The sequence below is a fragment of the Curtobacterium flaccumfaciens genome (assembly GCF_051548005.1).
Classification (GTDB): domain Bacteria; phylum Actinomycetota; class Actinomycetes; order Actinomycetales; family Microbacteriaceae; genus Curtobacterium.
In genome coordinates this window covers 1-14,037 of record NZ_JBPUGH010000089.1, presented here as the reverse complement: position 1 = coordinate 14,037, position 14,037 = coordinate 1, and the positions used below count along the sequence as shown (strand labels likewise).

Annotated in this window: 14 protein-coding genes; 7 read left to right on the top strand and 7 right to left on the bottom strand. The window is 72.5% G+C overall.

Annotated elements, in window-relative coordinates; genetic code table 11:
• From ACSW7Y_RS11250 to ACSW7Y_RS11225, 6 genes are all read right to left on the bottom strand, one after another.
• A partial coding sequence (locus tag ACSW7Y_RS11250; protein WP_438126371.1) for a transglycosylase family protein occupies positions 1-393 on the bottom strand: 393 nt, incomplete at its 3' end.
• 301 nt (positions 394-694) lie between these two features.
• Entirely contained in the window at positions 695-1,846 is a 1,152-nt protein-coding gene (gene rlmC, locus ACSW7Y_RS11245; RefSeq protein WP_438126370.1) for a 23S rRNA (uracil(747)-C(5))-methyltransferase RlmC, read from the bottom strand.
• Positions 1,847-1,853: 7 nt separating this feature from the next.
• Complete coding sequence (locus ACSW7Y_RS11240; protein ID WP_438126369.1) at positions 1,854-2,999, bottom strand: glycosyltransferase; 1,146 nt, start codon at positions 2,997-2,999, stop codon at positions 1,854-1,856.
• Positions 3,000-3,068: 69 nt separating this feature from the next.
• The gene (locus ACSW7Y_RS11235; RefSeq protein WP_438126368.1) at positions 3,069-3,950 is read right to left on the bottom strand and encodes an SMP-30/gluconolactonase/LRE family protein; all 882 of its coding nucleotides are present in this window, start codon (positions 3,948-3,950) and stop codon (positions 3,069-3,071) included.
• A gap of 49 nt (positions 3,951-3,999) precedes the next feature.
• Complete coding sequence (locus tag ACSW7Y_RS11230) at positions 4,000-4,641, bottom strand: FadR/GntR family transcriptional regulator (RefSeq protein WP_438126367.1); 642 nt, start codon at positions 4,639-4,641, stop codon at positions 4,000-4,002.
• Positions 4,638-5,360 (bottom strand): SDR family oxidoreductase, encoded by a 723-nt coding sequence (locus tag ACSW7Y_RS11225; RefSeq protein ID WP_438126366.1) that lies wholly within the window; start codon positions 5,358-5,360, stop codon positions 4,638-4,640. Before ACSW7Y_RS11225 ends, ACSW7Y_RS11230 begins: the two co-directional genes overlap by 4 nt.
• A gap of 43 nt (positions 5,361-5,403) precedes the next feature.
• On the opposite strand from ACSW7Y_RS11225, the gene ACSW7Y_RS11220 reads away from it, so the two are divergent.
• The 7 genes from ACSW7Y_RS11220 (at position 5,404) to mnhG (ending at position 12,689) form a co-directional block, all read left to right on the top strand.
• On the top strand, positions 5,404-6,165 hold the full coding sequence (locus tag ACSW7Y_RS11220; protein ID WP_438126372.1) for an SDR family NAD(P)-dependent oxidoreductase: 762 nt from the start codon (positions 5,404-5,406) through the stop codon (positions 6,163-6,165).
• Positions 6,166-6,321: 156 nt separating this feature from the next.
• Positions 6,322-9,249 (top strand): Na+/H+ antiporter subunit A, encoded by a 2,928-nt coding sequence (locus tag ACSW7Y_RS11215; RefSeq protein WP_438126365.1) that lies wholly within the window; start codon positions 6,322-6,324, stop codon positions 9,247-9,249.
• Positions 9,246-9,674 carry a Na(+)/H(+) antiporter subunit C gene (locus tag ACSW7Y_RS11210; RefSeq protein ID WP_438126364.1) on the top strand — a complete coding sequence of 143 codons (429 nt, stop codon included), beginning with the start codon at positions 9,246-9,248 and terminating at the stop codon, positions 9,672-9,674. The genes ACSW7Y_RS11215 and ACSW7Y_RS11210 overlap by 4 nt, the downstream gene beginning before the upstream one ends.
• Positions 9,671-11,422, top strand: a complete 1,752-nt coding sequence (locus ACSW7Y_RS11205; RefSeq protein ID WP_438126363.1) for a Na+/H+ antiporter subunit D — start codon at positions 9,671-9,673, stop codon at positions 11,420-11,422. The genes ACSW7Y_RS11210 and ACSW7Y_RS11205 overlap by 4 nt, the downstream gene beginning before the upstream one ends.
• The gene (locus ACSW7Y_RS11200) at positions 11,419-12,000 is read left to right on the top strand and encodes a Na+/H+ antiporter subunit E (RefSeq protein ID WP_438126362.1); all 582 of its coding nucleotides are present in this window, start codon (positions 11,419-11,421) and stop codon (positions 11,998-12,000) included. The genes ACSW7Y_RS11205 and ACSW7Y_RS11200 overlap by 4 nt, the downstream gene beginning before the upstream one ends.
• Positions 11,997-12,335: a monovalent cation/H+ antiporter complex subunit F gene (locus ACSW7Y_RS11195; RefSeq protein ID WP_438126361.1), complete on the top strand. Its 339-nt coding sequence runs from the start codon at positions 11,997-11,999 to the stop codon at positions 12,333-12,335. The genes ACSW7Y_RS11200 and ACSW7Y_RS11195 overlap by 4 nt, the downstream gene beginning before the upstream one ends.
• On the top strand, positions 12,336-12,689 hold the full coding sequence (mnhG, locus tag ACSW7Y_RS11190; protein WP_438126360.1) for a monovalent cation/H(+) antiporter subunit G: 354 nt from the start codon (positions 12,336-12,338) through the stop codon (positions 12,687-12,689).
• 25 nt (positions 12,690-12,714) lie between these two features.
• On the opposite strand, the gene ACSW7Y_RS11185 is transcribed toward mnhG, so the two are convergent.
• Positions 12,715-13,932: an MFS transporter gene (locus tag ACSW7Y_RS11185; RefSeq protein WP_438126359.1), complete on the bottom strand. Its 1,218-nt coding sequence runs from the start codon at positions 13,930-13,932 to the stop codon at positions 12,715-12,717.
• Between the last annotated feature and the right edge of the window lie 105 nt (positions 13,933-14,037).

The window sequence follows — 14,037 nt, the reverse complement described above, 5'->3', positions numbered from 1 at the left end:
CTGCTGCGGGGTCGCCGCCGGCGCTGCCGCCTGCGGGGCCGCACCGGCGGTGCCGCTCAGGCCGAGCTTCGCGGAGCACGCGGGCCATGCACCCCAACCCTGGGATGCGAGGACGCGCTCGGCGACGGCGATCTGCGCCGACCGGCTCGCGGAGGCCGGGTTGCCCGAGCCACCGTTCGCTTGCCAGGTGCCGAGGTTGAACTGGAGGCCGCCGTAGTAGCCGTTGCCGGTGTTGATCGCCCAGTTGCCGCCGGACTCGCACTGTGCGAGCGCGTCCCAGGTCGAACCGGACGCTGCGTTCGCGGGCGCCGCCGCGAGACCGACACCCGTCGCAGCGATGCCTGCGAAGGCGAGGCCACCGACGATGGTGCGGGTACGGGAAAGCTTCTTCATGTGATTGCTCCACCGGGGTCACGCGCCGGGAGATCCGGCTGTCCACTGCCCACCCCGACCGTCCGCGGTCACGTTGTGGGGTGCGCCACCGGGGGCAGTGGTCTCGCGCCGGTGGCACCTCGGTGGGCCACCATAGGAAACTCCGCACCGTTATCAAACCGAGACAATGGGTTCTACCCGATGATGCTATGTACCCCGCGGTACTTCCTGTACGTGACGATCGCCGTCCTACCGCAGGAAGCCATGTCCCCCACACGGCCCACTTGGCAATTCCCTGGGAAAACCGGCCTGGAGGCTCGGATCACCGCCGCGAGAGCAGGGTCACCGCTTCGAGGTGGCCGGTCTGCGGGAACATGTCGAGCACCCGGACGCGCCCGAGCCGGAGGGACGGCATGCGGGCCAGGTCCTTCGCCAGGGTGACCGGGTTGCAGCTCGAGTACACGACGTGGCCGACGGTCGACGCCTCGAGCCAGTCGGCGAGCGTCGCACCGATGCCCCGACGCGGCGGGTTGACCACCACGAGTTCCGGCACCGCGCTCGAACGTGCGCGCAGGGCGTGCTCGGTGGCGTCGTCGGCGGCGAACCGGACGTCCGTCAGCCCGGCCTCGCGAGCGGACTGACCCGCTGAACGGACGGCCTCGCGGCTGGTCTCGATGCCCGTCACCGTGCGCCCGGGACGCGCCGCGTGGAGGGCGAACCCTCCGACGCCGCAGTACAGGTCCCAGAGGCTCGCGGGCGACACCTCGTCGATCCACGCCGTCGCCTGGGCGTAGAGCTGTGCGGCGACGACGGTGTTCGTCTGGAAGAAGCTCTGCGGGCGGAGGTGCATCGTGACCGGGCCCGTCCGCATGGACAGCGTCTCCTGCGCGGTCAGCACCACCTCGCGATCGCCCTCGGTCACGGCCTTGTGCTCGGGGAGCAGGTTCGCGGTGACGACCACCGCCTCCGGCAGCACGGTGCGCAGCGCGTCGAGGTGCTCGCGCAACCGCGGCAGCTGCCCCTCGGAGCGCAGCACGAACCGGACCATGAGCTCGCCGTCGGGCGACTCCGTCACGAGCACGAACTTGAGCTCACCGCGCCGGGCGGCCACGTCGTACGGGATCAGCCCCGCGTCGGCGATGAACTGCGCGAGGACCGGCAGCGCCCGCTGGATGCCCGGCGTGCAGATGCCGCAGTGCCGGAGGTCCACGCCGCGCTGCCGGTGGTCGAGGATGCCGACCGTGGGGTGCTGGACCGATCCCCCGACGACCATCTTCGCCTTGTTCCGGTAGCCGGACTCCGGACTGGTGATCGCCGGCAGCCACTCCACCACCCCCGGCCCGCCCGCTGCCTCGACCGCGTCGTGGAGCAGCTCGCGCGTCCGGATCTCCTTGTCGAGGACCTGGTCGGCGTAGGGCTGACCCATGAGCGTGCACGATCGGCACACCCCGCGGTCGAAGTAGTCGCACTGCATGGCCGGCTCAGGATACGGCAGCGACCGGGCCCCGGGTCCGGGGGTCGCGCGCCTGCTCGGCCAGCGCACGCTCGTACGCGTCGCAGACCCGGCGCCACGTGTAGTGCTCCCGCGCCCGCTCGCGGACCGCATCCCGGAGACGCCCCTGCTCGGGCCGGTCCGCCAGCAGCGCGAGGACCGCGTCCGCGATCGCGTCGGCTTCCGGCTGCACGAACGCGGTGCCGGTGCCGGCGAGCACCTCGCGGTTGTAGACGGTGTCCCGTGCGACGGTGGGGGCGCCGAGGTGCATGGCCTGCACGAGGGCGGGGTTCGTCCCGCCGACGCTGTGCCCGTGGAAGTACGCGCCGGCGTGCTGCCACAGGGCGAACAGCCGTTCGTCGTCGGCGACGTGGCCGAGCCAGTGCACGTTCGGGTGCGCGTCGGCGAGCAGTCGGGCGTGCTGGTCGAGCTCGCCGCCGTACCCGGTGGAGCCGACGATCACCACGGGGTGGTGCTCCGCGATCCGTTCGGCGGCGAGCAGGAACTCGGGGACGGTGTTCTCCGGCACGAACCGGGCGACGACGAGCGCGTACGGCGTGCCGGCGAGGTGCTCGTCCTCCGGTCGGAGCGGCAGCGCCGGGGCCTCGGTCCCGCCGTAGGGGATCACGACGCCGTCCCGCTCGAACATCCGGCGCCAGTAGGTGCCGATGGCGTCGGCGTCGAACACGAGACGATCAGCGGTCCACGCGGTGAAGCGGGCGCCGGTCTTGAAGACCGCCTTCGCGAACCGCCCCCACTTCGCCCGCTCCCACTCGATGCCGTCGACGTTGACCACGGTCGGGATGCCGGCGAGCCGGAGCAACGGCAACCAGTAGCCGTTCGCGCAGTTCATGACGAGGGCGACGTCGGGGCGACGGCGGATCGTGTCGAGGACCGCCGTCAGCCCGTAGGTCAGCGTGGAGAGCGATCGGGACTCGAGGCCCCTGGTGGTCCGACGGGTGATGCGCGGGTCGAGTGCCGGGTCGTCCGTGCGCTCCTGACCCGGGCGCCCGTACACCGTGACGTCCCATCCGGCGTCGGCGAGTGCCGGTGCGACCTGTCGGACCGCGGTCTCGAACCCGCCGTAGTAGGACGGGTACCCCCTGGTACCGATGATCGCCACGTGCTTCGTCACGGGTGCTCCCTCGTTCGACTGACGACTGCAATGATATTCTACACAGCAGTATCAGTCAGCGGAAGCTGCTCAGTGCGCGGCGGCGTCCCCCACAGCGGTCCGCACCCGGTAGATCGACGTCGTGGCGGTGAGGAACAGGTCGCTCCCGTCGTCCCCGCCGAAGCAGAGGTTCGACACCACCTCGGGCACGGGGATCGTCCCGAGCCGCTCGCCGGCCGGGTCGAACACGACCACGCCCTGGTGCGACGAGGACCAGACGTTGCCGTGCACGTCGACGCGGATGCCGTCGGGGATGCCCTCGTCCGCCCCGAGCCGTCCGAAGTCGCGCCCGTTCTTCACGCGGACACCGACGTCGTCGACGTCCACGTCGTACGCGCGGATCACCGGGAGGTCGCCCGAGGAACTCGCGACGTACAGCACCCGCTCGTCCGGTGAGAACGCGAGGCCGTTCGGCTCGTCGACGTCGGTGACGACCGGACGGAGGCCCGAGCCGTCCGGCCCGCAGCGGAACACCCAGTGGTCGCCGTACTCGCGGACCCCGGGGTACCCCTCGCGGGGCTGGGTGATGCCGTAGGCCGGGTCCGTGAACCACACGCTGCCGTCCCGCGCGACGACGACGTCGTTCGGCGAGTTCAGCCGGACGCCGCCCCAGGCGTCGACGACCGGCGTCACGACCCCGTCCCGGTCGCGCTCGACCCGGCGGAGCCCGTGGGAGCACTGCACCACCGAGCCGTCGCGGTCGAGGAACCGTCCGTTCGTGAACTCGACCGCCTCGGCGTACGTGTCGACCTCCCCGGTGTCCGCGTGCCACTGCAGGATGCGGTCGCCCGGGATGTCCGACCACCGCAGGGTCCTGGTCGCGGGGACCCAGCACGGCCCCTCGGCCCAGGTGCTCCCGGTGGCGATCCGCTCGACGGCGGTCGGGTCGGGGACGAGCTCGGTGAACTCCATGACGCTCCTTCGCGTGGGTGGTACGGCCAGCATCGCACCGGCCGCGTGGTCACGTCCGGTCGACGATCTCCTGCATCGCCGACCGGGCCGCCGTGGGGTCGCCGTCGGCGACGGCGCGGGCCAGTGCGACGTGCAGGCGCACGTCGTGCGCGTCGGGTCCGATCCCGGCGCGCTCGTCGAGTGCGCGCTCGACGACGCCGTGCAGGCGTCGGAAGAGCGCGTTGCCGGACCGGTCGAGGACACGACGGTGCAGGTCGCGGTCGGCCTGGAGGAACGTGGCGGCGGCGTCGGGACCCGTGGCGGCGGCGAGACGGTCGGCGGAGGCGAGCAGTGCCTCCAGGCCGGCGACGTCACCGCGGACGGCTGCCGCAGCCGCTGCCGCGGCGGGTTCGACGGCGCGGCGGAGCGCGCGGAGCTCGTCGAGCGCCGCCTGCCGGTCGGGCCCCGTGAGCCGCCACCCGACCACGCGGGGGTCGAGCACGTCCCACTCGTCCGCGGAGAGCGCCACGATGCCGACCCTCCGCCGTGCGCGGAGGAGTCCTGCTCCGACGAGGACGCGGACCGCCTCCCGGACGATGCTGCGGCTCGCGCCGGTCCGGACGACGAGGTCCTCGATGCTCACCGACTCGGTGCCGAACGTGCCGTGCACGACGGCCGACCCGAGCTCGTCGAGGACCCGGTCGTAGATCACCGCTGCGCGACCGGGCTGATGACGAGCTCGTCGACGCGGACGTGCGACGGGGCCTCGAGCACGAAGGACACCGCCCGAGCGACGTCCTCGGGCTGGAGCATGACGGCGCGGGCGGCGGCGTCGGGGACGACCGGACGGCGGTCGAGGAAGTCCGTCGCGACGTCGCCGGGGCAGAGGTGGGTGGCGCGGACGCCGTGCTCTGCGCCCTGCTGGTTGAGCGTCCGGACGACGGAGGCGAGGGCGGTCTTCGACGCCGAGTACGCGACGCCCGCACCGGGTTGGAAGGACCACCCGGCGTACGACGACACCACGACCACCGTGCCACCGGCCGCGCGGAGCGACGGGAGCGCGGCGTCCACGACGGCGACCACGCCGGTCAGGTTCGTGTCGACGATCGCCCGGAAGTCGGCCATCGACTGGTCGTCCCACCGCCGTTCCGGCGCGTTCAGCCCTGCTGCGAGGACGAGTCCGTCGAGCCGGCCGTGCCGGGCGAGCAGCGTGTCCCGAGCGGCCGCGACCGCCTCGACGTCGGCGGTGTCGAGGGGCATCACGTCCGCGCTGCCACCGGCCGCACGCACGTTCTCCGCGACCGTGTCGAGTCGGTCGGACCGGCGTCCGCTCAGGACCACCGTCCACCCGTCCCGCGCCGCGCGCTCCGCCACCGCGGCCCCCATGCCGCTCCCGCCGCCGGTGATCCAGAGCACCCGTGCATCCGTCATGGGTGAATAGTATGCCTATTGGGAACCGACGATGGGAGCGACGATGCACCTCGACCTGACCGACCGCGTGGTGGTGGTGACCGGAGCCGCGCGCGGCATCGGCGCCGTGATCGCCGCGCGCTTCGCCACCGAAGGGTGCCGCGTGGTCGCGCTCGACCTCGGGTTCGACCCGGCAGCCCGCCCCGGTCGCGGCGTCACCGAGGTCGTCTGCGACGTCACCGACCCGGAGTCCGTCCGGACGGCGGTCGACGCCGTCGTCGAGCAGCACGGGACGATCGACGTGCTCGTCAACAACGCGGGCATCAACGTCGAGGGACTCGTCGCCGACCTGGACTGGGATGCCTGGCGGCGCTGCATGGACGTGAACGTCGGTGGCACGTTCCTCGTGAGCCAGGCGGTCGCCCCGGTGATGAGAGCCGCCGGACGCGGTCGGATCCTCAACGCGGCGTCGTTCGCGGCGATCGTGCCGAGCGTCGGGAGCGCTGCCTACGCGGCGTCGAAGGCGGCCGTGGTGCAGTTCACCCGGGTGCTCGCGTCGGAGCTCGGACCGTGGGGCATCACCGTGAACGCCTACGCGCCGGGGATGGTGCCGACGGCGATGAACGGGTTCGCCGAGATGCCGGCGGAGCAGCAGGACCGGCTGCTCGACACGCTCTCGCTCCGGCGGTGGGAGAGGCCCGACGACGTCGCCGACCTGCTCGTGTTCCTCGCGAGCGACGCGGCGGCCTACATCACCGGGACGCTCGTCGACGTGTCCGGCGGCAAGCTCGCGACGCAGATCCCGGCCCGGGCGCACGGGCGCTGACCGGACGACCCCGTCGGCACGCGAGCAGAGTGGTGCCGTGACCGGCACGTGGGACCGCGCACGCTGTCCGGGCACACAGGTTCTGCCCATCCGACGCTTCGTAAGCTGTGAGCATCCAGTGAGCCGGACTGCAGCCCGACCCCGAGGAGGTGCCCCATGGTCACCGTCCTCGTCGCGTTCGCGGCACTCGCCCTCGTCGTCCCGGCACTCGCACCCTGGCTCGGCCGCCGGGTGTTCCTCGTCGCCGCGCTCGCTCCTGCTGCCGCCGCGGTCCTGACGATCGGCCAGACGCCGCGCGCGCTCGGCCCCGGGGTCCGGGAGCGGTTCACCTGGGTGCCACAGCTCGACCTCGCGATCGGCCTGCGGGTCGACGCCCTGTCGTGGGTACTCGCGCTCGTCGTGACCGTCGTCGGCGCCCTGGTGCTCGTCTACTGCGCGTCGTACTTCGAGGAGCGCGAGGTCGGGCTCGGGCGCTTCGCGGGCGTGCTGACCGCGTTCGCCGGGTCGATGTACGGGCTCGTCATCGCCGACGACGTCATCGTGCTCTTCATCCTGTGGGAGGCCACGACGGTCTTCTCCTACCTGCTCATCGGCCACGACGCCGTGAAGCGGGCCAGCCGAGCCGCGGCGATGCAGGCGCTCGTGGTGACCACGGCGGGCGGTCTCGCGATGCTCGCGGGGCTCGTCCTCCTCTCCGTCCGTGCCGGCACGACCTCGCTCAGCGCGATCGTCACCGACGGCCCGACGATGGCGGCCTCCGGCGGCGCGCTCGTCCCGGTGGCGGTGGCCCTCGTCCTGCTCGGCGCCCTGACGAAGTCCGCGATCGTCCCCTTCCACTTCTGGCTCCCCGCCGCCATGGCCGCGCCGACCCCGGTGAGCGCGTACCTCCACGCCGCCGCGATGGTGAAGGCCGGCATCTACCTCGTCGCCCGACTCGCCCCGGCGTTCGCGCTCGTCGACGGCTGGCGGGAGACCGTCACGGTGCTCGGTGTCCTCGGCATGGTGGTCGGCGGCTACCGCGCACTCCGACAGACCGACCTCAAGCTGCTGCTCGCGTACGGGACCGTCGCCCAGCTCGGGTTCCTCGTCCTCGCCGTCGGGTGGGGCGAGCCGGCGATCGCCCTCGGCGGGGTCGCGCTCCTCGTGGCGCACGCGACGTTCAAGTCGACGCTGTTCCTCGTCGTCGGGGCGATCGACCACGCAACCGGCACCCGCGACCTCACCCGCCTGAGCGGCCTCGGACGCCGGATGCCCTGGCTCGTGGTCGTCACGGTCCTCGCGCTCGCCTCGATGGCCGGGCTTCCGCCGACGATGGGCTTCGTCGCGAAGGAGGCGGTGCTCACGGGCTTCGTCGAGACCCTGCACGATGACGGCAGCGGTTGGACGTGGTTCGCGCTCGTCGGCGTCACGGTCGGTTCGGTGCTCACGGTGGCGTACTCGCTGCGCTTCCTGTGGGGCGCGTTCGCCCGCAAGCCCGGCGTGGCCCAGACCGAACCGCACGGTCTGCACGGCCTCGGCGCCGTACCCTCGGTGCTCGGCGTCGCCGGTCTCGCGCTCGGCGTGCTCACCCCGCTCGTGGCGAAGGGCATCGAGCCGGCTGCGACGGCCGCGTCGACCGGCTCCGCACCGGTCCCGCACCTCGCACTCTGGCACGGGCTCGAACCGGCGCTCGGGATCTCCGCGGTCACGCTCGTCGGTGGTGTCGCCCTGTTCCTCGTGCGGCGCCCGGTCGAGGCGCTGCAGCACCGGCTCGCGGGTGCCCCGAGCGCCGCCGGCGCCTACCGTCAGGTGATGCGCGGACTCGACCGGGCCGCGACCGGGCTCACCGCCGCGCTCCAGCGCGGCTCGCTCCCCTACTACCTGACGGTCATCCTGTCGGTGTTCGTCGCCGGGGCGATCCTGAACCTCGTCCTCGGCGGACCGTGGGCGTTCTCGGTCCGGTTCGCGGACTCGTGGGGACAGGTCCCCGTGGTGGTCGTGATGAGCATCGCCGCGATCGCCGTGCTCACCGCGAAGACCCGCTTCGCCGCCGCGGTGCTCGTCGGGGTCACCGGGTACGGCATGTCGGTCCTGTTCGTGCTGCACGGTGCGGTCGACCTCGCGCTCACGCAGCTCGTGGTCGAGACGGTGACGCTCATCGCGTTCGTCCTCGTCCTCCGTCGCCTGCCTCCGCGGATCACGACGGCGAACCCCTCCCGCTTCCGGATCGTGCGGGCGCTCTTCGCCGGGCTGGCCGGACTCACCCTCGCGGTCGTGGTCGTCGTCGCCGCGTCGTCCCGGACGGCCGAGCCGCTGTGGCCCGACCTGCCAGCGCTGACGAGCTCGTTCGGGCACGGCCTCAACGTGGTGAACGTCGCCCTCGTCGACCTCCGTGGCTGGGACACCCTCGGCGAGCTGACCGTGGTGGTCGCCGCGGCCACCGGCGTCGCAAGCCTGATATTCGTGAACTCACGGGAGGACACGCTGCCGCGGCTCCGGGACCTCCCCTCGAGCATCACGAGCGACAAGCACCGGCCCGACGGCGAACCCCGAGCCTGGCTGCCGACGAGCGCGGCGATCCCGACCGGTCGCTCGGCGCTCCTCGACGTGGTCGTCCGGCTCCTCTTCCACGGCCTCATCGTGCTGTCGGTGTACCTGCTGTTCGCCGGGCACAACGCGGCCGGTGGCGGGTTCGCCGGCGGGCTCGTCGCCGGCATCGCGCTCGCCGCCCGGTACCTCGCGGGCGGCCCGGCCGAGCTCGGGGCGGCCGCTCCGGTGCGCGCGGGTCGACTGCTCGGACTGGGTGTCGCGACCGCGGCCGTCACGGCGCTCGTCCCACTGTTCTTCGGGCGGGAGGCCCTGTACTCGGAGTTCGTCGAGGCCACCGTCCCGGTCCTCGGACACGTCGAGTTCGTCACGGCGACGTTCTTCGACATCGGCGTCTACCTCGTGGTCGTCGGCCTCGTGCTCGACGTCCTCCGCAGCCTCGGCGCCGAGGTCGACCGCCAGCGCCTCGAGGACTCCCGCGCGCCGATCGCCGACACGACGGAGTCCGACCCCGCGCACAACGCCGCCGCCGCCACCCCGGAAGGGAGCGCCACGTGACCGTCACCCTCGTCCTCGTCATCGCCATGGCGGTGCTGTTCTCCTGCGGCGTCTACCTGCTGCTCGAGCGCTCCCTCACGCGCATGCTGCTCGGGTTCCTGCTCCTCGGCAACGCCCTCAACCTGCTCCTGCTCGTGATGTCCGGCGCGGCCGGCAAGCCGCCGATCGGGAAGTCCGCAGAGGGCATCACCGACCCGCTCCCGCAGGCGTTCGCCCTCACGGCGATCGTCATCACCTTCGCCGTGAGCGCCTTCCTCCTCGCGCTGATCCACCGCTCGTGGAAGCTGTCCCGCGCGGACGAGGTCGAGGTCGACGAGGCGGACGTCGCCATCGGCCGGGACCGTGACGACGGCGACCCCGGCGACGACGACCCCGAGCTCGACACCGACCCCGAGGCCGCCCAGCAGGAGGAGCACACCCGATGACCTGGCTCGTCCCCCTCCTCGTGCTCGTCCCGCTGCTCGGTGCGGCGGCGGCGCTCGGCCTCGTCCGTCACCAGAAGACGCAGCGGGCGATCACGGTCGGCGTGCTCGTGGTCGCCGTGGTGGTCGCCGCGACGCTCATGGTGCTCGTCGACCGGCACGGCACGATCGTGGTGCAGGTCGGCGGGTGGCAGGCACCGTACGGCATCTCGCTCGTGGTCGACCGGCTGAGCGCGCTGCTCCTCACCGTGAGCGCGAGCGTGCTCCTGCTCGTCCTGCTGTTCTCGATCGGGCAGGGGCTGGCCGACGACGACGAGGACGCGCCCGTCACGATCTTCTACCCGACGTACCTCGTGCTCGCCGCGGGCGTGCTCGACTCCTTCATCGCCGGCGACCTCTTCAACCTCTACGTGGCCTTCGAGATGCTGCTCGTGGCCTCGTACGTGCTCATCACCGTCGGTGGCAGTGAGCAGCGGGTCCGTGCGGGCACGACGTACATCGTGACGAGCCTCATCGCGTCCGCGATCTTCCTCGCCGCCATCGGGCTCGTGTACGGCGCGACCGGCACGGTGAACATCGCCCAGATCTCCGAGCGCGTCGCCGACCTGCCCGAGCACGTGCAGCTCCTGCTCCACACCATGCTGCTCATCGGGTTCGGCATCAAGGCCGCGGTGTTCCCGCTGGCGTTCTGGTTGCCCGACTCGTACCCGACCGCGCCGGCGCCGGTCACCGCGGTCTTCGCCGGACTCCTCACGAAGGTCGGCATCTACGCGATCATCCGGCTCGAGACGATCATCTTCCCGAGGCCGCAGCTCAACACGGTGCTCCTCGTGGTGGCGATCCTCACCATGGTCGTCGGCGTGCTGGGCGCGGTGTCGCAGACGGACGTGAAACGGCTGCTCTCCTTCACGCTCATCAGCCACATCGGCTTCATGGTGATGGGCATCGGGCTCGGGTCGGTCGTCGGCACGGCCGCCGCGGTGTTCTACACGGTCCACCACATCGTCGTGCAGACCACGCTGTTCCTGGTCTCGGGGTTGATGGAACGCGTCGGCGGGACGACCTCGACACGGTCGCTCGGCGGGCTCCTCAAGGCCGCGCCGTTGCTCGCCGCCCTGTACCTCGTGCCGGCGTTCAACCTCGGCGGGATCCCGCCGTTCTCCGGGTTCATCGGCAAGCTCGGCCTGTTCCGCGCCGCCGCCGAGGACGGCTCCCCCTTCGCGTACGCCACCATCGCCGCGGGGGTCGTGACGAGCCTCCTGACCCTGTACGCGCTCATGCGCGTCTGGGACGCCGCCTTCTGGCGGCCGAAGCCGGCCGCCGAGGCAGCCGCCCCGCACGCTGCGACGGCCGAACCGCAGGCGCACCTGCGGGCGCCGGAACCGGCGCCCCTGACGGTGTCCGAGGAGACCGGCGAGGCTTACCACCCTGGAGGCTCGGCGACCGTCACCGACGCGGCGCACGTGGGCACCGCCTCTCCCATCCGGCACGGCCGTGACGCCGCTGGCGCGTCGCCGCGGAACCGACGGCCGGGGCCCAGTCCGGACACCCGCTCGACGGCCACCGCGGGCGAGGCGCCGGAACATCCGCGCCTGCCCCGGATGCTCGTCGGCGTCACGACCGTCGCGGTCCTCGGGTCGGTCGCCCTCACCGTCGTGGCGGGGCCGCTCTACGGCTACGCGACGCGGGCGGCCGAGTCGCTCGAGTCCCCGGACCGATACGTGCAGGCCGTGCTCGGGGGTGACCGGTGAGCGACACCCGACGCATCACGAACGCGCGGCGGATCGCTGTCGCGTGGCGCTACGACGTCCCGCTCGTCGCCGGGCTGACCGTGCTGTGGGCGCTGCTCTGGGGGTCGTGGACGCCACTCACGCTGCTCTGCGGACTGGTGGTGGCACTCCTCGTCACCCAACTGCTGCCGCTGCCGCCGGTCCCATTGTCGGCGCGGTTCTCCGTCCCGTCCGCGCTCTGGTTCCTCCTGGTCTGGAGCGGCTTCGTCGTCGCGGCGTCGTTCCGGGTCGCCTGGGCGGCGTTCCGACCCCGCGGGGTGCGGCGGAGCTCGATCCTGCTCGTCCAGCTGCACACCACGTCCGAGATGACCTTCACCCTCGCGACCATCGCGATCTCGCTCGTGCCCGGGTCGTACGTCGCCGACGTCGACCTGCGACACCGACGGATCCTGCTGCACGTGCTCGACACCGAGCGGACCCAGCAGGTCGAGGCCGAACGCCGGACCGCGCTCCGGATCGAGGCGATGGTCATCCGCGCACTCGGGTCGAAGCAGGACGTCTCGGAGCTGTCCGAACCCCTGCCCGAGGTGGTCCGGTGAGCGCCGCGGTGGTCGTCATGGCGGTGTGCATCGCCCTCGTCCTGTTGCTGCTCGGCGTCGCGCTCGCGCTCGCAGTGGGGCGCATCGTCCGGGGCCCCACGATCCTCGACCGGATGATCGGCTCGGACATGGTGCTGACGACCGTCCTGCTGGTCATCGCCGCCGCGATGGTGCTGCGGCGCGACCTCACCGCGGTCCCCGTGCTCGTGGTCATCGCGGCGACGAGCGTGTTCGCCACGATCGCGGTCGCGCGTGCGGTCACCCCGTCGTCCGACCCGTCCGACGACGGGGCCGACGTCACGACGCCGGAGCACGCGATCGAGGAGGAGACGTAAGTGATCGAGCTCATCGAGACCTTCCTCGACGAGGCCGGGGTCCGGGCCTGGATCGCCGTCGCCCTGCTGCTGCTCGGCTCGGTGCTGTCGCTCGGCGCGGCGGTGGGCATCGTCCGCTTCCCCGACCCGCTCGTCCGGCTCCACGCCATGGCGAAGCCGCAGGTCCTCGGGTTGGCGTTCGCACTCGCGGCGGTCGTCGTCGCGGTGTGGACGTGGACGGCGCTGTGGCTCGTGCTGCCGATCATGGTGTTCCAGCTCGCCCTGGTGCCGGTGTCGACGCACATGATCGCGCGGGCCGGACTCCGGTCGGGCGACTACCGCCACGAGGCGCTGCTGCACGACGACACCGAGTAGGCAGACCGCCGTGGCGGCCCGTCCGTCAGGCCCGGTGCGCAGGTCGCGACAGCACGAGGTTCCCCACCGCCGCGACCACCACCACGGCCGCTGCCACCGCGGGCAGCACCATCGCCCCCGCGGCTCCGGCACGTTCGGCGACCTCGCCCGTGACCGCCGATGCGAGCGACTGCCCGACGATCACGGCCGACCCGAGGATCGTCATGGTGGTCGCCGAGCGTCCGACCGGGGAGCGGTCGGACCCGAGCGAGTACTGCGTCACGAGCGTCGGGCCGATGCCGATCCCCATCACGCCGAGCACGATCGCGACCCCGAGCACGGAGTCCGCCTGCGAGAACGCCACCGCACCGGCGAGCAGGACCACGCCGAACACGAGCCACCGCCACCCGAGTCCGAACCGCCGTGGGAACGCCGCCGACCCGAGCGCGAGCCCGGCCGACCCGATGCCCATCACGCCGTAGAGGAGCCCCGCGCGCGACGCCCCGCCGTGCGACTCCATGAACGCGGTCAGCGAGGTGAGGGTGGCCCCGAAGAACAGCCCGATGCCGAGGATCCCGAGCACCACGACGACGAGACGCGGCCGCAGGAGCTCGCGCGCCGGCGCCTGCGCGACGGCGCCGGACGCCGCGACGACGAGTTTGCCGGTCGGGTGCAGCGCGAACGCGGTCACGAACACGAACGTCAGCACGGCCGCACCCGCGACGGCGACCCACGGGGCGATCGCGCTCGCGAGCACCCCGACGAGGAACGGGCCGATGATGAAGACGGTCTCGTCCGCGGCCGACTCGTACGCCATCGTGCCGCTGAGGACCTTCTCGTGCCGGTCCTTCGCCATCCGCTGCCGGATGATCGCCACCAGTCGGGTCCGGGACATCGGCGCGACCTGCGGCGCGGACGCACCGATGAGGAACGACATCGCGAGGACGGCGAGGTCGGGCGCGGCGCTCGACACCACGAAGGGCAGCGCCCCGAGGAGCGCCCCGTTCACGATGCCGACCGGGACGAGCACCCGGCGCTGGCCGAACCGGTCGGCAGCCGCGCCGACCATCGGGCCGAAGATCGCGGAGCCGATGCCGACGGACGCCGAGTTGACCCCGCCGAGCGCCACCGAGTCGCGGGCGGCGACGACGAGCGTCAGGACACCGACGACCATCATCGCGAAGGGCAGTCGCGCGATGAACGCGATCGGGAAGTACCAGCGACCGGCGTGGCCGATCAGCGAGGTGGGTCGTGATTGGAGCATGGGGGTGTGCCTTCTCGGCCCGGCCGGACAGGGAGCGGGCCCATCGGGTGCCGCCGCTGTCCGTCGGCCCCCGCGCGGGGCGGCCGACGGCCGGTAGATACACAC

Bases quoted from the DNA above. Each gene is read 5' to 3' on its own strand.
- ACSW7Y_RS11205 (WP_438126363.1), top strand. From the start codon at position 9,671: ATGACCTGGCTCGTCCCCCTCCTCGTGCTCGTCCCGCTGCTCGGTGCG.
- rlmC (WP_438126370.1), bottom strand. From the start codon at position 1,846: ATGCAGTGCGACTACTTCGACCGCGGGGTGTGCCGATCGTGCACGCTC.
- ACSW7Y_RS11185 (WP_438126359.1), bottom strand. From the start codon at position 13,932: ATGCTCCAATCACGACCCACCTCGCTGATCGGCCACGCCGGTCGCTGG.
- ACSW7Y_RS11235 (WP_438126368.1), bottom strand. From the start codon at position 3,950: ATGGAGTTCACCGAGCTCGTCCCCGACCCGACCGCCGTCGAGCGGATC.
- ACSW7Y_RS11220 (WP_438126372.1), top strand. From the start codon at position 5,404: ATGCACCTCGACCTGACCGACCGCGTGGTGGTGGTGACCGGAGCCGCG.
- ACSW7Y_RS11225 (WP_438126366.1), bottom strand. From the start codon at position 5,360: ATGACGGATGCACGGGTGCTCTGGATCACCGGCGGCGGGAGCGGCATG.
- ACSW7Y_RS11215 (WP_438126365.1), top strand. From the start codon at position 6,322: ATGGTCACCGTCCTCGTCGCGTTCGCGGCACTCGCCCTCGTCGTCCCG.